The 20,763-nt window shown below is 70.6% G+C and carries 18 protein-coding genes; 10 read left to right on the top strand and 8 right to left on the bottom strand.

Going from position 1 to position 20,763, the window contains the following annotated elements; translation table 11 throughout:
- Positions 1 to 114: 114 nt before the first annotated feature.
- The 4 genes from CEP50_RS08935 to tnpB all read left to right on the top strand — a co-directional run bounded on the left by CEP50_RS08935 (position 115) and on the right by tnpB (position 4,901).
- Positions 115 to 708, top strand: a complete 594-nt coding sequence (locus CEP50_RS08935) for a TetR/AcrR family transcriptional regulator (protein WP_106113470.1) — start codon at positions 115 to 117, stop codon at positions 706 to 708.
- A gap of 138 nt (positions 709 to 846) precedes the next feature.
- Positions 847 to 2,982, top strand: a complete 2,136-nt coding sequence (locus CEP50_RS08930; protein WP_106113469.1) for an FUSC family protein — start codon at positions 847 to 849, stop codon at positions 2,980 to 2,982.
- 30 nt (positions 2,983 to 3,012) lie between these two features.
- The gene (locus CEP50_RS08925; protein ID WP_106113468.1) at positions 3,013 to 3,582 is read left to right on the top strand and encodes an IS607 family transposase; all 570 of its coding nucleotides are present in this window, start codon (positions 3,013 to 3,015) and stop codon (positions 3,580 to 3,582) included.
- A complete protein-coding gene (tnpB, locus tag CEP50_RS08920) occupies positions 3,579 to 4,901 on the top strand; it encodes an IS607 family element RNA-guided endonuclease TnpB (RefSeq protein ID WP_219905397.1) in 1,323 nt (440 codons plus the stop codon). The genes CEP50_RS08925 and tnpB overlap by 4 nt, the downstream gene beginning before the upstream one ends.
- Before the next feature lie 44 nt (positions 4,902 to 4,945).
- Here tnpB and CEP50_RS08915 read toward each other — a convergent pair whose 3' ends face one another.
- Positions 4,946 to 5,692 carry a sigma-70 family RNA polymerase sigma factor gene (locus CEP50_RS08915; protein ID WP_106113467.1) on the bottom strand — a complete coding sequence of 249 codons (747 nt, stop codon included), beginning with the start codon at positions 5,690 to 5,692 and terminating at the stop codon, positions 4,946 to 4,948.
- Between the two features lie 12 nt (positions 5,693 to 5,704).
- On the opposite strand from CEP50_RS08915, the gene CEP50_RS08910 reads away from it, so the two are divergent.
- The 4 genes from CEP50_RS08910 (at position 5,705) to CEP50_RS08895 (ending at position 12,518) form a co-directional block, all read left to right on the top strand.
- Entirely contained in the window at positions 5,705 to 6,451 is a 747-nt protein-coding gene (locus CEP50_RS08910) for a hypothetical protein (RefSeq protein WP_146134767.1), read from the top strand.
- A gap of 81 nt (positions 6,452 to 6,532) precedes the next feature.
- Positions 6,533 to 8,800, top strand: a complete 2,268-nt coding sequence (locus CEP50_RS08905) for a heavy metal translocating P-type ATPase (RefSeq protein WP_106113465.1) — start codon at positions 6,533 to 6,535, stop codon at positions 8,798 to 8,800.
- Positions 8,801 to 9,131: 331 nt separating this feature from the next.
- Positions 9,132 to 9,935 carry an ABC transporter ATP-binding protein gene (locus tag CEP50_RS08900; RefSeq protein ID WP_181188290.1) on the top strand — a complete coding sequence of 268 codons (804 nt, stop codon included), beginning with the start codon at positions 9,132 to 9,134 and terminating at the stop codon, positions 9,933 to 9,935.
- Between the two features lie 6 nt (positions 9,936 to 9,941).
- Entirely contained in the window at positions 9,942 to 12,518 is a 2,577-nt protein-coding gene (locus CEP50_RS08895; RefSeq protein ID WP_106113464.1) for an ABC transporter permease, read from the top strand.
- Positions 12,519 to 12,817: 299 nt separating this feature from the next.
- Here CEP50_RS08895 and CEP50_RS08890 read toward each other — a convergent pair whose 3' ends face one another.
- The 6 genes from CEP50_RS08890 to CEP50_RS08865 form a co-directional block, all read right to left on the bottom strand.
- On the bottom strand, positions 12,818 to 13,111 hold the full coding sequence (locus CEP50_RS08890) for a DUF2218 domain-containing protein (RefSeq protein ID WP_106113463.1): 294 nt from the start codon (positions 13,109 to 13,111) through the stop codon (positions 12,818 to 12,820).
- 127 nt (positions 13,112 to 13,238) lie between these two features.
- Positions 13,239 to 15,206 (bottom strand): cytochrome c oxidase assembly protein, encoded by a 1,968-nt coding sequence (locus tag CEP50_RS08885; RefSeq protein WP_106113462.1) that lies wholly within the window; start codon positions 15,204 to 15,206, stop codon positions 13,239 to 13,241.
- A 77-nt stretch (positions 15,207 to 15,283) separates the two neighbouring features.
- Positions 15,284 to 16,303: a cytochrome c oxidase assembly protein gene (locus CEP50_RS08880; protein WP_258175086.1), complete on the bottom strand. Its 1,020-nt coding sequence runs from the start codon at positions 16,301 to 16,303 to the stop codon at positions 15,284 to 15,286.
- 139 nt (positions 16,304 to 16,442) lie between these two features.
- Entirely contained in the window at positions 16,443 to 16,652 is a 210-nt protein-coding gene (locus tag CEP50_RS08875) for a DUF397 domain-containing protein (RefSeq protein ID WP_106113460.1), read from the bottom strand.
- Between the two features lie 139 nt (positions 16,653 to 16,791).
- Positions 16,792 to 16,983 (bottom strand): DUF397 domain-containing protein, encoded by a 192-nt coding sequence (locus CEP50_RS08870; RefSeq protein WP_106113459.1) that lies wholly within the window; start codon positions 16,981 to 16,983, stop codon positions 16,792 to 16,794.
- Positions 16,980 to 17,819: a helix-turn-helix domain-containing protein gene (locus CEP50_RS08865; RefSeq protein WP_106113458.1), complete on the bottom strand. Its 840-nt coding sequence runs from the start codon at positions 17,817 to 17,819 to the stop codon at positions 16,980 to 16,982. The genes CEP50_RS08870 and CEP50_RS08865 overlap by 4 nt, the downstream gene beginning before the upstream one ends.
- A gap of 387 nt (positions 17,820 to 18,206) precedes the next feature.
- On the opposite strand from CEP50_RS08865, the gene CEP50_RS20555 reads away from it, so the two are divergent.
- Positions 18,207 to 18,833 carry a hypothetical protein gene (locus CEP50_RS20555; protein ID WP_258175084.1) on the top strand — a complete coding sequence of 209 codons (627 nt, stop codon included), beginning with the start codon at positions 18,207 to 18,209 and terminating at the stop codon, positions 18,831 to 18,833.
- Between the two features lie 130 nt (positions 18,834 to 18,963).
- Positions 18,964 to 19,608 carry a hypothetical protein gene (locus CEP50_RS20550; RefSeq protein WP_258175082.1) on the top strand — a complete coding sequence of 215 codons (645 nt, stop codon included), beginning with the start codon at positions 18,964 to 18,966 and terminating at the stop codon, positions 19,606 to 19,608.
- On the opposite strand, the gene CEP50_RS08850 is transcribed toward CEP50_RS20550, so the two are convergent.
- Positions 19,527 to 20,672: a citrate synthase 2 gene (locus CEP50_RS08850; protein ID WP_106113457.1), complete on the bottom strand. Its 1,146-nt coding sequence runs from the start codon at positions 20,670 to 20,672 to the stop codon at positions 19,527 to 19,529. The genes CEP50_RS20550 and CEP50_RS08850 overlap by 82 nt on opposite strands.
- Positions 20,673 to 20,763: the final 91 nt, after the last annotated feature.

The following is a 20,763-nucleotide window of genomic DNA, read 5'->3' as shown; positions in this document are numbered from 1 at the left end:
TTGCACCGCACCTTCGGGTGCTGGTATACGAGAGCGACCCCGAGGGCCGCCGGGAGAACTCACAAAACGTACGTACGGATTGCGGTTGCCCCGCCGGACTGCGACGATCAGCCCATGCCTCGTGTCAGCTCGGATCATCTGCAGGCCAGACGCCGCCAGATCCTGGACGGCTCCCGGGCCTGCTTCGCACGGCACGGCTACGAGGGCGCCACCGTGCGCAGGCTCGAGGAAGCCACCGGGCTCTCCCGCGGCGCCATCTTCCACCACTTCAAGGACAAGGAGTCCCTCTTCCTCGCCTTGGCCGAGGACGACGCGGAACGGATGGCCGACGTGGTCGCCCAGCAGGGGCTGGTCCAGGTGATGCGCGACCTGCTCTCCGATCCGCACGGTCGCCAGGGCTCGGTGCCGGGGGCGGAGTGGCTCGGTACCAGACTGGAGGTCTCGCGCAGACTCCGCACCGACGCCGAGTTCCGCAGCCGCTGGGCCCAGCGTTCGGAGCAGTTGACCGCGGCCACCCGGGAACGTCTCCGACGCCAGCGCCGCTCCGGCAACCTCCGGGACGACGTGGACGTCGACGTGCTCACCTCCTATCTCGAACTGGTGCTGGAGGGGCTGGTCTCCCACCTGGCCATGGGCTTTCCCGCCGACGACCTCGATCCGGTACTGGACCTCGTGGAGGAGAGCGTCCGCCGCCACCGCAACGGGTGATCCGTGATCCTCGGCTCATCGGGCTCCGAGGCGGCGGTGTGTGCGATGCCGTGACGGGACGTGCGGCGTAATCTCGCCACCGGCCCGTCGACATTCCCCGGAAGGGGCTTCCCGGAAGACAGCCAGGCGGAGGAGCGTATGTGGGGCGAGTGGTGGAACCGCTTCGTCGCCTCGGATCCCGCTCTCCGCCGGCTCCGCACCGCCGTACGGGTGAGCTGTTCGGTGGCCCTGACGCTGCTGGTGCTGCTGCCCGTGCTTCCCCTGCTCGGCCAGTCACCGTCGAACGCGCTGATCGGTGCGGTCGTGGCCATCCAGTCCTCGGTGGCGGTCAACGACACCACCCAGCGCCAGCGGCTGGTGACGACCCTGCTCATGCCGATACCGGCCACGGCCAGTCTGGCCGTGGCCACGGTCAGCCAGCCGCTCCCCGCGCTCAAGGTGGCACTGTTCCTCGTGGTCATCTTCGTGGCCACCTACATCCGCCGTTTCGGAGTCCGCTACTTCGCCCTGGGGTTCGTCGGATTCTTCGGCTACTTCTTCGCGATGTTCCTGCGCCCCACACTGGAACAGATCCCCGCCATGGCCCTGTCCGCCGTGTGCGGGGCGTTGGCGGCGTGCCTGCTGCGGTTCGTGCTGCTGCGCGACGATCCCCAGGGAGTGCTGGAACGCGGCAGGCGCACCATGCGCGCCCACGTGCACTCGCTGCTGCACGCGGTCCGCGAGCTGGCCGAGAACCCGAACTCGGCCAGGCACCGCCGCGCGCTACAGACGCACTCCGTCCGGCTGAACGAGACGGCTCTCATGCTGGAGGGCGTGCTCGAACAGCTGCCCGGACTCGACGAACGCAGGCGCGCGCTGCTGCGCCAGCGGCTGCTGGAGGTCGAGCTGGCCGCGGAGAACCTGCTCACCCTCCTGACACGGTCCTTCGACGATCCGGAGAACACCGGGGCGGTGCCCGCCCTGGCACCGCTGCTGGACGTGCTGCGCACCGACCCGGCGGAGTTCCGTTCGGTGAGCCGCCGGGTCGCCGAGGACTTCGAACGTCAGGGTTCGGTCGAGCTGGCGATGACGGTGCGCAGACTCGGTTCGGCGATGACGGAGCTGGCCCAGGCGACCTCCGAGCTCGGCGAGGACGGTGCGGCGGGGGACGACGAGGAGTCCCCACCGACCCGGCAGCAGGAGACGGACCAGCAGGAACGCGCCGATGAGGACACCGGGCTGCGCCGTCCCGAGGTCCGTGTCGCCGCCCAGGCGACCTGCGCGGCCGCACTGGCCATCGTGGGGGGCCAGTTCGTCTCCCCGAACCGCTGGTACTGGGCGGTGATCACCGCCTTCGTCGTGTTCATCAGCGTGAACAGCCGCGGCGAGCTGCTCGTCCGGGCCTGGCAGCGCACGGCGGGAACCGTTTTCGGGGTGCTCGCCGGGATCCTGGTGGCCTCCCAGGTGACCGGCCACCCGGTCACCGAGCTCGTCCTGGTGCTGTGCTGCCTGTTCCTCGCCTTCTACTTCCTCGGCTACTCCTACTCGGCCCTGACCTTCTTCGTCACCACCACGCTGGGGATCCTCTACGGCATCCTCGGCACGTTCTCCGCGTCGGTGCTGGGCACCCGCCTCGTGGAGACGGCCGTGGGAGCGGCGGCGGGAGTGTTGGCGGCGGTGCTGGTGCTGCCGACGAGCACCCGCACCGTGGTGAGCGCCCGCTCGCGGGAGTTCCTGCTCACCCTGCGGGACCTGCTGCGCCGGGCCGGGGACGAGACCGCCCACCAGGGCACGGTCACCGCCTTCCACGAGGACGCCCGCGAGTTGGACGGCAAGCTGCAACAGCTGCGCACCAGCGCACGCCCGCTGACGGGGGCGTTGTTCCGTTCCCGGGGCAGCAGGCTGCAACGCGAGCTGATCGTGGGGGCCGGCTGCGCCTACTACGTCCGCAACCTGGCGGTGCTGCTCGAACACACCGTGGAGATGACCGACGAGGACACCCGCCACAGGCTCGCCGAAGCCCTGTGGGCCCTGGCCGCCTGCGCCGAGGCGCTGACCGACGAGGGGGACCGCCCCTTCGAGGAGACCTCGCGGGCACTGCGCCCTCGTCTCGAATCCCTGCACGACATCGCCGAGGCGCTGCCCACCGGTCCCACCTCGCTGCACCGGACGATCAACCTGCTCGACCGGATCGGGCAGACCCTGCACGACCTCGCCCACGAGTTCGGCCGCGCCCCCCGGCAGGAGAGCGGGACGACGGCAACGGGGTCGAAAACTGTTCGGGCGTTTGAGTAATTACGTGTCACTCTGTGCTAAACTGTTCTCATGAAGCTGAAGGAGTGGGCGCGGGAACAGGGGGTTTCCTACCGGACCGCGTTGAACTGGTTCCACGCGGGAACTCTGCCCGCGCCCGCTCGTCAGCTGTCCACCGGCACGATCCTGGTCGAACCGCCCACGGTTGAGACCGGGCGGACGGTGGCGTACTGCCGGGTTTCCAGCGCGGATCAGCGTGACGACCTGGACCGGCAAGCTGGACGAGTAGCCCAAGAGTGCGCTCGCCGTGGTCTCGCACTAGATTCCACAGTCACCGAGATCGGGTCCGGGTTGAACGGCAACCGGCAGAAACTGCGGAAGTTGCTCGCTACCCCCGAGGTAACCACCATCGTGGTGGAACACCGCGACCGGCTGGCCCGATTCGGTGTCGAACACCTCGAAGCCGCCCTGTCCGCCCAGTCCCGCCGGATTGTCGTGCTCGACGACGCCGAAGTGGAAGACGACCTGGTGCGCGAGGTGACCGAAGTACTCACGTCGATGTGCGCCCGCTTGTACGGGCGCCGGTCGGCGGCCAAGCGGGCGAAAGCAGCACTGAAGGCGGCGGAGGTGCCGCCGCGATGACCACGGTGTTGCAGGCGTACCAATTCGCGCTCGACCCGACCGGGCAGCAGCAGGCCATGTTGTCGTCGCACTGCGGCGCAGCACGATTCGCCCACAACTGGGGCCTGGCCCAGGTCAGGGCCGTGCTGAACCAGCGGGAAGCCGAACGCTCCTACGGCGTGCCCGAATCCGCGTTGACGCCGAGCCTGAACTGGTCGGCCTACTCCCTGCGCAAAGCCTGGAACGCCGCGAAGGACGAGGTGGCCCCGTGGTGGGGCGAGAACTCGAAGGAAGCCTACGCCTCGGGTCTGGCCAATCTGGCTGATGCTTTGGGTAATTGGCACAAGTCCCGCACCGGTAAACGCGCCGGGAAGCGGATCGGGTTTCCCCGGTTCAAGTCCAAGCGCCACCGCTTGTCGTGCCGGTTCTCCACCGGCTCGTTCGGGCTGTCCGAGTCGGATCGGCGGCATGTGCAGCTGCCCCGCATTGGGCTCGTGCGCACGCACGAATCCACCCGCAAACTCGCCCGACACGTCGAACGCGGCACCGCCCGCATCCGATCGGCTACCGTGTCGTTTCAACGCGGCCGGTGGCACGTGTCGTTCTCCGTCGAGATCACCAAGACCGAACCTGAGCCTGCGGTCAAGGGCGGGACGGTCGGCGTTGACCTCGGGGTGAAGCACCTGGCGGTGCTGTCCACCGGCGAAAACATCGCCAACCCGAAACACCTCGACGCCGCACAGCGGGAGTTGCGCCGGTTGCAGCGTCGGGCCGCCCGCCAGCAGGGCCCGGACAAGCGCACACCGTCGAACCGGTGGCGCAAAACCCAAGCACGCATCGCCAAGCTGCACACCGCCGTGGCGAACGCGCGCCGCGACGGGCTGCACAAGCTCTCCACCCGACTCGTAGCCGAGTTCGACACCGTCGTGGTGGAAGACCTCCACGTGGCCGGGATGGTGCGCAACCGCCGGTTGGCTCGCGCCATCTCCGGTGTCGGCATGGGCGAGCTGCGTCGCCAGCTCGACTACAAAACCAGCTGGTCAGGCCGACAGCTGGTGGTGGCCGACCGTTGGTATCCCAGCTCGAAGACCTGCAACGACTGTGGTGCGGTGAAAGCCAAACTGCGCCTGTCCGAGCGGACATTCACCTGCGATCACTGCGGCTACCGCACTGATCGCGACCTGAACGCGGCCCGCACCCTCGCGGGCCTGGCGTCCTCCCCGAGTTGCGGGGCGACGAAAAACGAGCCCGCTGGAAACCCACGTAAGACCAGCCATGCTGGCAGCGGGTATCGCCACGGGAAGACCCCGACCCAACGGGCCGGGGCCAACGCCGCGTAGCAATACGACGGCTCAGGAACGTTTTCACACCTTTCCTGAACGGTTCAGTCGCCCGGTTCGGCGAGCCGGCCGGGGTCCCGCTCGCGCAGCTGCTCCATCAGCTCGCTGCGGGCGCGGGCCACCCGGGAACGCACCGTTCCCGTGCGACAGCCCAGCACCCGGGCCGTCTCCGCGTAGCCGAGACCGAGCACCTGGGTCAGCACGAAGGCCTCGCGGCGGCGCTGGTCCAGCGCGTCCAGGGCGCTGCGCAGGGCGTAGCCGTCCAGCAGGCCGGGGGTGCGCGGTTGGCTCGCCTCGGCGGCCCGCTGCCAGTCGGCCTGTTCGGCCCGCCGGGGCCTGCGCGCGCGGTGGCGCAGGTGGTCGGCGGCCACCCGGCGCGCTATCGAGAGCAGCCAGGTGCGCGCCGGTGCCCTGCCGCGGTAGGACCCGAGGGAACCGAACGCCCGCAGATAGCACTCCTGGGTGAGGTCTTCGGCGGAGTTCCCGTCGGTGAGGTGGCGCAGCAACTGCCAGACCTGCCGCTGTGTCCCGCGGACGAACGCGGCGGCGGCGTCCGCGTCGCCCTGCTTGGCCGCGAACACGCAGCGTGTGAGCTCCTGGTCGTCCACACCCGTTCCCATGAGTCCGCCGGCGGAGAGGGGTTCCACCGTCGAGCCGATCCGGTTCCTCGACGAGCGCCCGTCGGGGTCGCGCTCGCCGGGTGCGGACTCTACGCGCTCGCCCGCGACGACCGTTTCCGTGGTTTCCCCGACAGTGGCGGGAACCATGCGGGCGTTGTCGACGACCAGCACCGTGTGGACTGCGTGACGAGTGTCGAGATCCTCTCCGCCGAACTGGACGACGCCGCGACCGAGCAGGAGAGCGGCAGCGCCCACCGGCACCTGCGGGGGTGCGCCTCCTGCCGCGACTGGTACCGCGAGGCCACGGCCCTCACCAGGGCGGTGCGGGTCATGCCCGCCGAGAGCGGACCGGACGTGACCGAGGCGGTACTGCCCGCGCTGCGGCCCCGTACGCTGGACAGGCTGCGGGGGGCGCGGGGAGAGCCGCTGCGGGTCGTGCTGCGCTGCCTGCTCGTCGCGGTGGCGCTGGTCCAGCTCGGCCTGGGTGTGCTGCAACTCACCGGACTGGGGGTGCGCGTGCTGCCCGGCGGGACGGCCGAGACCGTCCCGCACGTCGACCACGAGACCGGGTCCTGGAACACGGCCCTGGCCGTGGCGCTGCTCTGGGTGGCGCTGCGGGCCCGCCACGCGGTGGCCCTGCTGCCGATGCTGGGCAGTTTCACCGGCGTGCTCGGAGGGCTGTGCCTGCTGGACCTGTTCTCCGAACGGGTGGGGGTGGGCAGGGTGCTGTCCCACACCCCCGTGCTGCTCGGGCTGGTGCTGGTCGCCGCGCTGGCCGTGCTGCGCGAGCCCGAGGGATTCCCCGGACGTCCGCTGGCTGCCGCGCCCGCCGGGGAAGCGGACACGAGCACGCCGACCGTGGCCGAGTTCACCCGGCGGGACACCGGGGACGGCGGCGACACCCCGGTCGCCCACCGCGCGAGTGCGTGACCGGTCCCATACCCCAGGCTGGAGGTCGGGCGGCGTGACGACGGCCGAACCGTCACGGCGAATCACACGAAAGGTGTCCACATGACGATGTCCGCGGATCCCGTGGAGGCCGAACGCGGTACCGGGCGGCAGCTGGAGCTGAGCGTGGGCGGGATGACCTGTGCCGCCTGCGCCACCAGGGTGGAACGCAAGCTGAACAAGCTGGAGGGCGTGCGGGCCAGCGTCAACTACGCCACCGCGCGGGCCAGCGTGACCGTCTCCGGCGACACCGACGAGGAGGTGCTCACCGACACGGTCGCCAAGGCCGGCTACCAGGCCGAGGTGCTGCGCCCCGCCGAGCAGCGGCAACAGGACTCGGGGCAGCGGGTGCGCGACCTGTGGCGCAGGCTCGTGGTCGCGGTGGTGCTGTTCATCCCGCTGGCCGACCTGGCGATCCTGTTCACCGTGCTGCCCGAGGCCCGCTTCCCCGGATGGCAGTGGCTGGTGGTCGTGCTGGCGCTGCCGGTGGCCGGTTGGGCGGCCTGGCCGTTCCACCGGGCGGCCCTGGTCAACGCCCGCCACGGCTCCTCCTCCATGGACACGCTGGTCTCGGTGGGCATCCTCGCCGCCTGCGTGTGGTCGCTGTACGCCATGTTCACCCCGAGCGCGGCCCCCGACGACGCCTCGGGGCTGTGGCTGCTGCTGAACACCGACGGGGCTGCCTATCTCGAAGTGGCCGCCGGGGTCACCACCTTCGTGCTGGCGGGCAGGTACTTCGAGGCCAGGGCCCAGCGTCGCGCCGGGGACGCGCTGCGGGCGCTGGCCGAGCTGAGCGCCAGGACCGCCACGGTCGAGGACCCGGACGGCACCCGGCGGGAGATCCCGGTCGAGCAGCTGGCCGTGGGCCAGCACTTCGTCACCCGCCCCGGCGAGACCGTGGCCACCGACGGGCGGGTGGTGCGCGGCCGGGCCGCCGTGGACCGCAGCTCCATGACCGGCGAGTCCGTTCCCGTCGAGGTCGCCGAGGGCGAGGAGGTCACCGGGGGAACCGTGGTCTCCCACGGCTGGCTGCTGAGCGAGGCCACCAAGGTCGGCGCGGACACGCAGCTGGCGGGCATGGTGCGGCTGGTGGAGCAGGCCCAGAACGGGAAGGCCGCCGTGCAGCGACTCGCCGACCGGATCTCGGCCTACTTCGTGCCCGCCGTGCTCGTGCTGGCCGCACTGACCCTGCTGACGTGGCTGCTGCTGGGGGCCTCCCCGGAGCGGGCGTTCACCGTGGCGCTGTCGGTGCTGGTCATCGCCTGCCCCTGTGCCCTGGGGCTGGCCACGCCGACGGCGCTGATGGCGGCCTCGGGGCGCGGGGCCCGGCTCGGGATCTTCCTGAAGGGCTACCAGACCCTGGAGTCCACCAGGCAGGTCGACACGGTGGTGCTGGACAAGACCGGCACCGTCACCACCGGCGGGATGTCGGTGGCGGAGCTCTCCCACGTGCCCGAGTTCCCGCGTTCCCGGGTGCTGCGGCTGGCCGGGGCGGTGGAACTGGCCTCCGAGCACGCCGTGGCCGCGGCGGTGGTGGCCGCCGCGCGGGCCGAGTTCCCCGACGAGCAGACCCCGCTGCCCGAGGTGGAGGACTTCACCAACGAACCCGGCCTCGGAGCCACGGGACGGGTGGAAGGCCACGAGGTCCTGGTCGGCCGGGCCAAGCTGTTCACCGACCGGGGGATGTCGGTGCCGGATGAGCTGGACCGGCGGCGTGCGGAGTGGGAACGGCAGGGCCGGACGACCGTGCTGGTCGGCTGCGACGGCGCGGTCGTGGCGGTGCTCGCGCTGTCCGACACCCTCAAGCCCTCCGCCGAGGCCGCCGTGCGACGGCTCTCCGAACTCGGCATGCGGACCGTGCTGCTGACCGGCGACAACGAACCCACGGCCCGGGCCGTCGCCTCCGAGGTCGGCATCGAGGAGGTCGTGGCCGGAGTGCTGCCCGGTGAGAAGGTCGCCGAGATCGAACGGCTGCGCGCCTCCGGGCGCAGCGTGGCGATGGTCGGCGACGGGGTCAACGACGCTCCCGCGCTGGCCACGGCCGACCTGGGGCTGGCCGTGGGGGCGGGCACGGACGTGGCGATCTCGGCGGCGGACCTGATCCTGGTGCGCGACGACCTCACGGCGGTCCCCGACGCGATCCGCCTCGCCCGGCGCACCCTGGGCACCATCAAGGGGAACCTGGTCTGGGCCTTCGGCTACAACCTGGCGGCCATCCCGCTGGCGGTGCTGGGACTGCTCAACCCGCTGATCGCCGGGGGAGCCATGGCGTTGTCCTCGGGCTTCGTGGTCTCCAACAGCCTGCGGCTGCGGCGTTTCTCCCCCTCCTGAGTCGGAGTTCGCACCGAGACCGGCCTCTCGGGGGAGATCTCGGGGAAAACCGGGGGACGTCCCCGAGGTGGCCGCGCCGGAAACGGTGTTGAGTGAGGACGGTGCACATCGGAGAGTCGTGCGCTCCGGTCGCGGTTCCCCGGGATTCCCCGTCCCGGGAGGGGCGCGGCGCCGGAGACGCGCTCTCGTGACATTGCTCACCGGGGAGTGCGCGGACCCTGTCGGGTGCGTCCGTGCTCTCCGGGTTCTCCGAACACCGCACGATGCTGCGCGTGTTCGGAACGTAGCCTCAGGGACAGTCTCACAACCGACGAATCATGGGGGATTTCACGTGAACATCCCGAACGGGTCGCGGCCGGATCCGGCCCCCCGGGAGGACACCGCCACCTCGACCGCCGCCGAACCCGCACCCGGGTACGCGACCAGCGCCTCCGAGCTGGTGAAGGTCTACGGCAGCGGCGAGGCCGGGGTCCGCGCCCTGGACCGCGTCGACATCGGCTTCGCCGGCGGGCGGTTCAGCGCGATCATGGGCCCGTCCGGCTCCGGCAAGTCCACCCTGATGCACTGTCTGGCCGGGTTGGACACCCCCACCTCGGGCCGGGTGCTGCTGGGCGAGACCGACCTGACCGAGCTCTCGGACAAGCAGCTCACCCTGACCCGCCGCGACAGGATCGGTTTCCTGTTCCAGTCGTTCAACCTGCTGCCCACCCTGACGGCCGAGCAGAACATCCTGCTGCCGTTGGAGCTGTCCGGCCGCAAACCCGACCGGCAGTGGCTGGACACCCTCACCGAGGCCCTGGGCATCGACCAGCGCCTGCGTCACCGGCCCAGTGAACTCTCCGGTGGTCAACAACAGCGGGTCGCGGTGGCCCGCGCGCTGGTCACGCGCCCCGAGGTCGTCTTCGCCGACGAGCCCACGGGTGCGCTGGACTCCAAGTCCGGCGCGAACCTGCTGGAGTTCCTGCGGGGTTCGGTGCGCCAGTTCGGCCAGACCGTGGTGATGGTCACCCACGACCCGGTCGCGGCCTCCTACGCCGACAGCGTGGTGCTGCTGGCCGACGGCACCATCGCGGGCCGCATCGACCAGCCCACCCCGGAAGCGGTGCTCGACTCGCTGCGCCGGTTGGGTGGGTGAGAGCTCGTGCTGCGCAACACCCTGCTCCAGCTCCGACACAACCTCGGACGGCTCTCGGCGGCCGGGCTCGCCATCGTGCTGGGCGTGGGATTCGTCGCCGCCACCCTGGTGTTCACCGGCACCATGCGGTCCTCGGTCCGGCACATGGTGGCCGCCCCCAACCTGGCCGCCGACGTCGTCGTCACCGGCACGGCCGCCTTCGAATCCGACCACGAAGAGGGCAGCCCCGAGGCTCGGCTCCGCCGGATCCGCGAGACCGAGGGCGTGGCCGCGGCCGTGCCGCGCGTGGAGGGCTACGCCAACGCCTCCTGGGGCGGGGAGCGGAACTCCGTGGAACTGGCCCGTCTCCCCGAACAACCATCCCTGCGCTGGTACGACCTCGCGGAGGGCAGGTACCCCGAGTCCGGCGACGAGGTGGTGGTCAGCAAGCGGGCCGCCGACTCGGCGAACCTGACGCCGGGCGACGAGATCACCCTGCGCCAGCTCGGAAGGTTTCCCTCCACCCGGGAGGACATGCCCGAGTCGCCCCCGGAGCGCACGGTCCGGATCTCCGGTCTGGTGGACATCGGAAGCACCATGCTCACCGGAGGCAGCCGGGCCACGGTCTTCGCGCCGAACGACCTGCTGCGTTCGCTCGGTGTCACCGACTACTACGAGGTCGACGTGCTGCTGACCGACGGCGCCGACGCTTCGGCCGTGGTGAACGAGCTCAGCGGCATGTTCAACGACAGATACACCCACGTCCGCACCGGCCGGCAGCAGGCCGACCACGAGGTGGAGCTGTTCAGCGGAAGAACGGCGGCCGCGCTGAACGCCGTGCTGCTGCCCTTCGGTGCGATCGCGCTGTTCGTGGCCGGGTTCGTCATCGTCAACACCTTCTCGGTGCTGCACGCCCAGCGCAGCAGGCAGTACGCCCTGCTGCGGTGCGTCGGCGCCACCCGAGGACAGATCCGGCGCTCGGCCCTGTTCGAGGCCCTGCTGGTCGGGCTGGTCACCTCGGTGATCGGCACCGCCTTCGGCGTGCTGGCTTCGGCGGTGGTGAGCTGGCCGCTGGGGCTCACCGACTCCCCGGTGGACTTCGGCTCGCTCGGCATCACCCCACTGGCGCTGACCGTGCCCGTGGCCGCCGGGCTGCTGGTGACCTTCCTGGCCTCGTTGGCCCCCGCCGCCCGCGCGATGCGGGTCTCCCCGCTGGCGGCGCTGCGCCCCGTGCCGGACGAACAGGTCTCCCGTCGGGTCGGTCGGGTCCGGCTGGTCTTCGCCACCGGGCTCACCGTGCTGGGCGGGGCGTTGCTGCTGTTCGCCGCGACCGGAGCCAACCTCGTCATGGCCGTGGTGGGCGGAATCCTGGCCGTGGTGGGTGTGCTGCTGTTCACTCCCACCCTCGTTCCCGCCGTGGCCAGGGCCTTCGGGCGCGTGCTGCGGCTGTTCGGTCCTCCGGGCACGCTCGCCGGGGGCAACGCCGTGCGCAACCCCTACCGGGCGTCCTCCACCAGCACCGCCCTGATGATCGGTGTCGGGCTGATCGCGGGGCTGATCACCGGCACCGCCAGCACCCGGTTCAGCGCCAACCAGGAGATCGACCAGAGCTATCCGGTGGACGTGAAGGTCTCCACCCAGGAGTACGGCGGAACCGTGCCCGCGGACGTGCGGCAGCGCCTGGAGTCGCTGGAGGGCACCGCGACCACCGCCGAGCTGGCGGGAACCACCTTCGAGGTGGAACGGTCGAAGGGGAACCTTCCCGAGGGGGTCGACGCCGAGGAGATGGCCCCCGCCACCTTCCTGGCACTGGGCATCGACCCCGCCGAGCTCGCCGAGGTGGCACGGCACGGTGCCCAGCAGCTGCGTTCGGGGACGGTGCTGGTCGACAGGACCCTGCTCACCCCGCTCGGCTGGTCGGAGGGTGACCGGGTCCGACTGCCCCTCGGGGACGGGTCCGGCACGTTCCGCGTGGTGGTCAGCAACCTGGTCGACTCCGGGATACTGCTCACCCGCTCCGACCTGGCCGCCACGGGAGCCGAGACCCACACCGCCGCCCTGTGGGCCCGTGCCGACACCGACGGGTACATACCCGGCTACACCAGCGAGCTGAACTCGCTGGAGCGGGAGAGCGCCGCCACCCCCATCGACGTCGGCGGAGCCGTGCAGATGCGGGCACAGTACACCCAGGTGCTCGACACGCTGCTGCTGATCGTCTCCGGCCTGCTGGCGGTCGCGGTGATCATCGCGGTGGTCGGCATCGCCAACACCCTCGGCCTGTCGGTGCTGGAACGCGGCAGGGAGTCCGCGCTGCTGCGCGCGCTGGGGCTGACCCGGGGGCAGCTGCGGGGAACCCTGGCGCTGGAGGCGGTGCTGCTGGCCGTGGTCGGAACGGTGCTGGGTGCCGTGCTCGGCGTGCTGTTCGCCTTCGGTGGCGTGGCGGCGATGCTCGGACAGATAGGACTGCCCGTCTCCCTGGCCGTGCCCTGGGTGCGGCTGCTGCTGGTGGTGCTGTGCGCGATACCGGCCGGTGTGCTGGCCTCGGTGTTGCCGGCGCGCAGGGCTGCCAAGGCGCAGCCGGCAGCCGCTCTCTCGGAGGAGTAGACCGGCTCCGTGCCGGCTGCGTGCGTGGTCACGTAGCCGGCACGTGAGTCGGCGCCTCGCTGCGTTGCGGGGCACATCGAGTAGCGACCTACGCCACGTGCCCCGCTGCCTGGCGAGGCATCCGACTCACGCGCCGGGGTGGGTCCGTTGTGTGGGTGGCGGTGCCGGTGGCGGGGCCGCTTTCGCGGGATCGTCACCGGTTCGGCCGGTCGTGTCCGTCCACGCGCCGGGGTGCGTCCGTTGCGTGGGTGGCGGGGGTCGCTTTCGCGGGATCGTCACCCGCTAGCCCGGCCGCTCGATCACCCTTCGGTGACCTCGCCCCAGCGGACCTCGATCTCGTCCCGGGCTCCGAAGCGCTCCAGGTGCGTGGCGATCACCCGCGTGACCCGGTCGACCCCCTCCCGCTGCTCGGCCCGTGCCCGCAGCAGCAGCGTGTTCCCCTCGGCGCGCAGCTCGCACGTTCCCACGTCGAACTCGACGCGCCCGCGTTCCTCGTCGTACTCGCTGGTGACCTTGTGCGCGAAGTGCTTGCACAGCTGCGCCAGGTACCGCTGCGGCCGTTCGGTGGCCACCTCCGCCTGTGCTGTCAGCATCCGTCCTCCCGATCGGGACCATATGGGTAAGGTATGCCTTACCAAACCCACGGTACTCCGTGCTGCGACGAGAGCGGATCACCGGCCGCCGGGGTCGGCGGAGATCCGTGCCACACCGGTCTCCCGGTCAGCTCCGGGTGGACTCCAGCCGTTCGAACAGGCCCTCGTGCTCGGCGTCGTCGTCTCCCTGCTCCCGCTGCCACTGGCTCAGCAGCACGACCAGCACCAGCAGCATCGGCAGCTCACCCCCGAGCCAGCCGATCAACGCCCCGGCCCGCTGGGCGGCCATCGGATCGACGCTCCACGCCAGGTCCAGCGTGCGGTAGTAGTTGTCCGCGATCGGCTCGTCCATGCTCAGCACGAGCACGCCGAAGAAGGCCAGCAGCGGCATCATGCCCAGCGTCACCCCGAGCCTGGCCAGCTGCGGCACCCTGCGCGGCGTGCGGTCGGTGCCCAACACCGACCAGAACCAGAGGTAGCCGGTCACCAGGAAGTACACGTTCATGATCGTGTGCGCCCAGTGCTCCTGCATCACCCACTGGAACAGCCCGGTCAGGTAGAGCCCGTACAGCGAGCCGGCCAGCAGCACCGAGGCCACCACCGGGTGAGTCACCGCCCGCGCCACCGGGGAGTGCACCACCGCCAGCACCCATTCCCGGGGTCCGAAGAGCCCCCCGCGTTCGGCGCCGGGCAGGGCGTTCAGCGCCAGCAGCACGGGGTGCCCGAGCACGAGCAGCGCCGGACCCACCATGTTCAGCAGCAGGTGCGCCGTCATGTGCACCCCGAAGGTGGCCGGTGCGTAACTGCCCAGCCCCGAGGAACTGGCGACCAGCACCGTGGCGCAGCCCGCCATCCAGCTCGCGGTGCGTCCCACCGGCCAGCTCGTACCGGCGGCCCGCAGGCGGCGCACTCCGAGTGCGTAGCCCACGGCCAGCAGCACCGCCGCCGTGCCCAGCAGCAGGTCGAACCGCCACGCGGTGAGCAGCTGCGTCGGGTCGGGGAAGGCGGGCAGGTCGTAGCCGATCAGCAGCTCGGAGGCCGAGGTGTCCCGGGCCAGGAGGTTCGGCGGCGGCACGTGGGCCATTCCCATGGAAATCCCCAGGGTGCCCAGCAGCAGCGCCCCTTCCAGTCCCGCCAGGCGGAGCACGGCGCGGCGTGTTCCGGTTCCCGCGCGGAAGGCCCGGCGGCGCAGCGGCACGGACACCGCCGCGATCAGCACCAGCATCCCCACTTTGGCCAGCACCAGTGCTCCGTAGCGGGTCTCCAGCAGCCGGTCGGGGGGAACCAGCACCAGGGAGGAGACCACGCCCGAGGCGGCCAGCACCACCCAGCACCCGGCGGCCAGCCGTTGGTAGCGCAGGGCCACCCGCTGCTGGTGCGCCCCACCGCGCAGCGCGTGGGCCAGCACGGCGAACAGGGTTCCCAGCCACAGCGTGGCCGCCACCACGTGGAATCCCAGGCTGTCCGAGGCGAAGTCGTGCCCGGCGTTGGAGGCCCCGTGGCCGACCAGCACCGGCGGCAGCACCCCCAGCGCACCCACCAGGGACAGGGCGATCGTGGTGCGCCAGCGCAGCACGAAGTGGCAGGACAGGGCCAGCACCACCGCCACGGCGGCCGACAGCAGCCAGCCGTCGGGGGCGTCCAGGGCGCCCAGCAGTTCGAGCAGCGAGGTCGGGGCGAGGATCTCGGAGACCGGCTGGCCGGAGGAGTCGGCGGCGTCGAAGACGGTCAGCAGCAGCCCGGCCCCCGCCCACACCCAGGCGGAGGTTTCCGCGGCGCGCACGGCCGCGTAGCCGTCGGGGGAGACCATGCGGTCCCGGCGGGGGGTGGTGAAGAAGGCGCAGAACACCAGCGAGCCCACGCACACGGCGGCGGAGAGGTCGAGGACCAGCCGCAGCAGACTGACGCCGAGCGTGGTCACCAGCCCCGGGGCGGGGTAGCCGAGCACGAGGTAGGCGTGCTCGCCCGCCGCGAGCACGGTCCAGACGGTGAGCACCACGGCGGCGAGCACGCCCAGGGCCGTCCACAGGGCGGTGCCTCGGCGGTCCCGGGGGAGGGGGCCGCTCGGGTCGCTGTTCGGAGCGGGAGCCGACATCGAAGACCTCGTACTCGGTGGGAAGGGGAGGGAAGCCGGGCGGGTCCCGCCCGGGCGCGGTTGGAGCGGAACCGCTCTCAGCGGTCCTCGCCGTGGCGTTCCTGCTGGGCGAGCCGGGCGAGCATGGCGTTGTAGGCTTGTCTGGCCCGCTCGTCCTCGTCTACGTTCTCACTGGCCCGCAGGTTCCGGACCTCCGGCTCGTCGGTGTCCTCGTAGGTGCCGGCCAGCGCGCTGCGCCGGGCCGATTCCAGCCAGTTGCCGAACCCGGCCTCCGGGCCCTTGGACCGAATCCACTGCTTGACGAGGATCAGGGCGAACAGCGCCATGATGGCGTCCCCGAAGAACCACATGATTCCCCCGCCGAGCCGCTGGTCGGCCAGCACGGTCAGGGTGCCGTCGTCCAACCACCAGTCCCGCATGTCGAAGTAGGCGGGGAACAGCGGGTCGTCGGCCATCATCAGGATCACGCCGATGCCGGTGTCGGGGCCCATCCCCATCATCGCGCTGAACACGCGCAGCGGGTACGGGAAGTGCTGCCACCGGGTCGGTTCGGTGCCCAGTAGTGGCAGGAACGTCAGGTAGCCGGTGACCAGGTAGAGGGCGCTCTCGGCGTGGTGCAGCCACGGGTTCAGCAGCATGACCTGCATGAACGGGGTGAGGTGGGTGGCCACGAGCACCACGGAGTACAGCACCATCGTCCAGGCGGGGTGGGTGAGCAGCGCGACGGTGCGGCCCCGCAGCAGGCGCTCGCGTCGGCCGGAGGGGTCCAGCTCGCCGTACAGCTGGAGCGGTTTGCCGTAGACCAGCAGGGCGGGAACCACCATGATCAGCATCAGGTGCTGGACCATGTGCATGGTGAACAGCGCGTGGCTGTAGACCCCGACGAAGCTGTTCATGGCCACGACCCAGCTCAGCAGCCCGGAGGCGAACAGCCAGCTGCGGTGGGCGGGCCAGGGGTCGTCCGGGTTCCGGCGGTTCCGCCGCACGACCCCGACGGCGTAACAGGCGCCGATCACCGCGATCAGCAGGTCCCACCAGAGGGCGAACTTCCAACTGAGCAGCGCGTTGGTGAAGGTCAGCGGTTCGACGTGGTGCACACCGACACTGTCTCGCACCCCGTTCGCCGGGATGTCGGGGACATGCCGGACAGTGGGCTGCGGCACCCTCGGGACGTGGCCCCCCGGGGCCGTGGGCTGCCTGGTCGACAGAGCTCCGGTGAGACGTGCGGGAGGACGGTCAGCCGTCGAGGCGGTCGCTTTTGATCGCGTCGAGGAAGATGATGAAGCGATCAGGAGAGACCGCGAGGACGGGACTGTCCGCACCGAGCTTGCTGTCCCGCAGAAGGGTGGTCCCCGGCAGGTTCTGGGCGACCTCGACGCAGTTGCCGCCACTGTTCGACCGTGACGACTTGCGCCAGTGGGCTCGGGACAGGTCCGGGTGTCGCATGATGGGCGCTCCTCGGTAGGGGTATCCGCGTTACTGGCTCGGAGATACTCGGCATGAGAGGCAGCGCGCGAGGTCCGATCGGGTGGAGAAAGGCTACGTCCCGCCCGGTAGCACCGAGCGGGACGTCACAACGAGGGGGTCAGCGGTTGAGGTGGCCCTGTTTGATCGTGCGGACGAACGACGCCCACGTGGCATGGTCCACGGCGAGTGTGCCGCCGTGGCGGTCCTTGGTGTCCCGGATTCCCACGGCCTCGGCGGCGTAGCCGACCTCGACGCAGTTGCCACTCCCCGTACTGCGACTTGACTTACGCCAATGTGCGAACTCAGTCATAGTGAACTTTCGTGTTGCCTCAGGTAAGCAGCCAACATTTCCGAGGTGTCGGAGTGATCCAGCGCTACCTCCGACAGGCTACGGATGGTGTCCTTGAATGGTGTCACATCGGGTTCTTCGTCGAGTAGGGCTCCTGCGTTGCGCGTCTCGATGTGTACCGTAGTCTTGCCGTTCGGCATGTCCAGCACGGAGAACATCCCGTCCAGACCGACGTGCGCACCGACAGCGAGCGACAGAATCCGAACGGAGATGTTGGGGCGTTCGCTGACCTTGAGAAGGTAGCGAAGCTGTTCGGCGGCGGTTTCCGGGCCACCGACGGGTCGCAGCAGCACGGATTCATCCACATAGGCGACCAGCTCGGTGGGGGAGGACCGTTCGAGGATTCCCTGACGATGCTGGCGGACAGCTATCGCTTCGTCGGTTTGCTCGTCACCCAGCCCCTCGGCCTCGTAGATAGCTCGGGTGTATGCCCGTGTTTGCAGCAATCCCGGCACGACGGTGGGAGTCACGTACGTGATACGCGTGGCCTGCTGTTCGGCATGGATCAGTGCTGCCAGCTGAGCAGTGACTCCGGCATGGACTTCCCACCACGCCGGTTCGTCCAGTTGCCGCGCCATGCGTTGCAGGCGGTCCTTCTCGTCCTTGGGAACTCCCAGTGCCACCAACAAGGCGGACACGTCCGCTTCGGTGATTCCCTGCTCCGCCAGTTCGATTCGGCTCACTTTGGCCCTGCTCAGCCCGGCTATTTCGGCGGCTCGATCCAGAGAGAGCCCCGCCCGCTTCCGATGGGTGCGGAGGTCCGAACCCAGTGCTTGTGCCCGTGCTGCATTGGCCATGCGGTCAGCGTAGTTCTGGCCGGGCTACGAGGTTGATCCCCCAAAAGAGGCATTGAGAACTTCCCGATCTAGATGGGAAGTTCTCAGTATGTCGATCAGATGCCCACGATCCTCGTGCTGTGAGGGTGCGTACCGATACGCCTGCGCTGACTCGATTCACAGAGCAGTCAGTGTCCAACCGGATCTCTGACCGCTCGTCCGGTGGTGGAGGCCACCGGACGAGCAGCCCTTCCCGCGTCCGTGTGCTTGGCGGCCTGGGACGCGGGGTTTGCTCCACCAACTGTGTGTGAAAGGGAGCGTTGTTCATGCTAGCGCTCGCTGAAACGCGTGTCCGAACGCGTCTTCTCCTGTTTGGGCACCACCCCTTCCCGGGGAAGGGGGTGGGCCGTGCCGTGGCCGGATGAACCCCGCTGCCGCTTCGTCATCGGGCTCGACTCGTGGACGATCCACGCCACGGGTGTGCAACGGCGTGAGGCGTGCGCCCGGGCCGGGCACGGTTTCGTGGCCTGCTTCTGCGGAGCACGGATCAGACTGCCCGACCGTCCACCGGTGCGGGTGGTCGGCGGGTGGCACCACTACTGCCCGGAATGCCTGTGCTTTCTGATCGCCGCCAACGACCGCCCCCTGGCCAGCCCACTGAACACCTACGAACCCTGGCTGACCGAACTGGCCCGGCTGGAGGTCGACGAGCCGGACACGGAGGAACCGGACGCCTCCTGGCCGGGCCGTGACACCGGCCCCGAGTCCCCGCGTGGTGCGCGCGGGAACGAGGGCCACATGTGGGTGACCAGTGTGCACGAGTCCCGCTGGCACGCCCATCCACCACGGCGGGCTGTAGGGGCCCGGCCCACCGGGCTGTGCGGACACACCTGCCGCCGGGGGCCTTTCCACGGTCGGATCGCGGCACATCCGCCGTGTGAGCGAGGGCGTAGCCCGTGCGAACCGTGCCTGCACGCCCTGGGGTATCTGCCCCCTTCCGCCGGTTTTCGGCAAAACCGGCCCGCCAGCCGCTGATCCCGCACCGCCCCGAGCGCGGGATCAGTTCGGTGCCGCCGCACCCCTCCCCTCCTGGGTCCGGCGGCATCACACCCCGGCCGGGTGCCCCCGGCCCGGCCGGGGACCACCCCACCCGCAAGGAGTTCCCATGCCCCGACCCTCACCGGTGACCACGATCCTGCTGCGCGAATGCGCCGGGATCGGTCTCGCCGTGGCGGGATTCGCCTACAGCAGTTGGGTCACCGTGATCCTCCTCGTCGCCCCTCTCGCCCACCCCGAGCAGATCCGGCTGGGCCAGTACGCGCTGCTGGCCGGACTGGACTGCCTGACCTGGTGGGTCGGGGTGGCCGGACTGCTCCTGGGCGGATGGCGTGCCAAGAGAGCCGCCACCGTCGGACTGACACTCGTCGCCGTCCACGTGGTCGCGATCGCCCTGTCGGCAACAGCCGTGCACCATCCGAGCCGAACCGGCGCTTTCGCGGCGAAGCCGTCTCCGACCGGTCACCCTCCGGCCGGGAGGAACAGCGTTGGCGCACTCGCCCCGGAAGGCCGCGTTCTCGTCGTCGCTTCGGGACACCGGCGCTCACCGAGCGAATCCCGGAGACGGGCAGGAGCCCCACCGCCTCCGTGTCGGTTTCGCGCGGAGACCTCCGCGCCGCCGGTCTCATCCGGCGCGGGTTCCGCGCGAAACCACGGGGCCGGGGTGGGTGGTCAGCCGACCGTCGCCGCGAGCGGGGTGACGCCGTCCCAGCCGTCCACCTCACTGGGCTTGCGTTCCCCGGGGCCGACGTAGCGGGCCGAGGGACGGACGAGCCGACCCGTGCGTTTCTGCTCCATGATGTGCGCCGACCACCCGGCCAGCCGGGCGCAGGTGAACATGGCGGGCATCATCGCCGTCGGAACCTGGGCGAAGTCCAGGACCACCGCCGCCCAGAACTCGACGTTGGTGGCGATCTGACGGTCCGGGCGCCGTTCGGCGAGCACCTCCAGGGCGGCCTGCTCCAGCTCGCAGGCCACCTCGAAACGCGGGGAACCGAGGTGCTTGCAGGTGGCACGCAGCACACGCGCCCGGGGGTCCTCGGCGCGGTAGACCCGGTGGCCGAAGCCCATCAGGCGCTCGCCGCGGTCCAGGATCGACTCGACCACGGCCCGCGCGTCCCCGCGCCGTTCCACCTCCTCGATCATGGGCAGCACCCGCGCCGGAGCCCCGCCGTGCAGGGGGCCGGACATGGCGCCCACCGCCCCGGACAGGCTCGCGGCGGCGTCCGCCCCGGTGGAGGCGATCACGCGGGCGGTGAACGTCGAGGCGTTCAGCCCGTGCTCGGCGGCCGAGACCCAGTAGGCGTCCAGCGCCTGGACGTGAGCCGGATCCGGTTCGCCGCGCCAGCAGGTCAGGAACCGTTCCGCCACGCTCGAACACTTGTCGAGCTCGGAGGAGGGCACGGGGGAGCGGTCGCCCCGGGCGGACTGCGCCGCGTAGGACAGGGCCAGTTCGGAGGACAGGGCCAGCTGGTGCCGGGCCTGCTCCTCGTCCACGTCCAGCAACGGGGCGAACCCGTGTTTCGCGGCGACCGTGGCCAGCGCCGACTGCACGTCGATGCGCACGTCGCCGTTCCGGGCGGGCAGCGTTTCGTCACCGACGGGACGCAGCCCCCTGCCGAAACCGCCGTCCACCAACAGTGCCCAGACGTCGCCGAAGGAAACCCTGCCCGCGAGCTCCTCGATGTCCACCCCGCGATACCGCAGGGCACCACCGTCACGGTCCGGTTCGGCGATCTCGGTCTCGAACGCCACCACACCTTCCAGTCCCGGGCTGACGGTGGGCTGCGCGGACCCTTGCTGTGTGCTGTTCGGCATCTCGCCTCGTCTCCTTAGGTTCCGGTTGTGCCGTGTCCCCCGGACGGGAACACGGTGGGGACGTGGCGGGGTGTGGAACACGGCCGTGACG

Origin of the sequence: Actinopolyspora mortivallis, from assembly GCF_003001495.1 — a bacterium.
In the GTDB taxonomy this organism is placed as follows: Bacteria; Actinomycetota; Actinomycetes; order Mycobacteriales; family Pseudonocardiaceae; genus Actinopolyspora; species Actinopolyspora mortivallis_A.
Note: the sequence above shows the minus strand (reverse complement) of the source record. Positions and strands in the feature narration are given on the sequence as shown.

Coding starts and splice junctions, on each gene's coding strand:
- CEP50_RS08905 (WP_106113465.1), top strand. CDS start 6,533: ATGACGATGTCCGCGGATCCCGTGGAGGCCGAACGCGGTACCGGGCGG.
- CEP50_RS08870 (WP_106113459.1), bottom strand. CDS start 16,983: ATGACTGAGTTCGCACATTGGCGTAAGTCAAGTCGCAGTACGGGGAGT.
- CEP50_RS08850 (WP_106113457.1), bottom strand. CDS start 20,672: ATGCCGAACAGCACACAGCAAGGGTCCGCGCAGCCCACCGTCAGCCCG.
- CEP50_RS08865 (WP_106113458.1), bottom strand. CDS start 17,819: ATGGCCAATGCAGCACGGGCACAAGCACTGGGTTCGGACCTCCGCACC.
- CEP50_RS20550 (WP_258175082.1), top strand. CDS start 18,964: ATGCCCCGACCCTCACCGGTGACCACGATCCTGCTGCGCGAATGCGCC.
- CEP50_RS08935 (WP_106113470.1), top strand. CDS start 115: ATGCCTCGTGTCAGCTCGGATCATCTGCAGGCCAGACGCCGCCAGATC.
- tnpB (WP_219905397.1), top strand. CDS start 3,579: ATGACCACGGTGTTGCAGGCGTACCAATTCGCGCTCGACCCGACCGGG.
- CEP50_RS08930 (WP_106113469.1), top strand. CDS start 847: ATGTGGGGCGAGTGGTGGAACCGCTTCGTCGCCTCGGATCCCGCTCTC.
- CEP50_RS08875 (WP_106113460.1), bottom strand. CDS start 16,652: ATGCGACACCCGGACCTGTCCCGAGCCCACTGGCGCAAGTCGTCACGG.
- CEP50_RS08925 (WP_106113468.1), top strand. CDS start 3,013: ATGAAGCTGAAGGAGTGGGCGCGGGAACAGGGGGTTTCCTACCGGACC.
- CEP50_RS08885 (WP_106113462.1), bottom strand. CDS start 15,206: ATGTCGGCTCCCGCTCCGAACAGCGACCCGAGCGGCCCCCTCCCCCGG.
- CEP50_RS08890 (WP_106113463.1), bottom strand. CDS start 13,111: ATGCTGACAGCACAGGCGGAGGTGGCCACCGAACGGCCGCAGCGGTAC.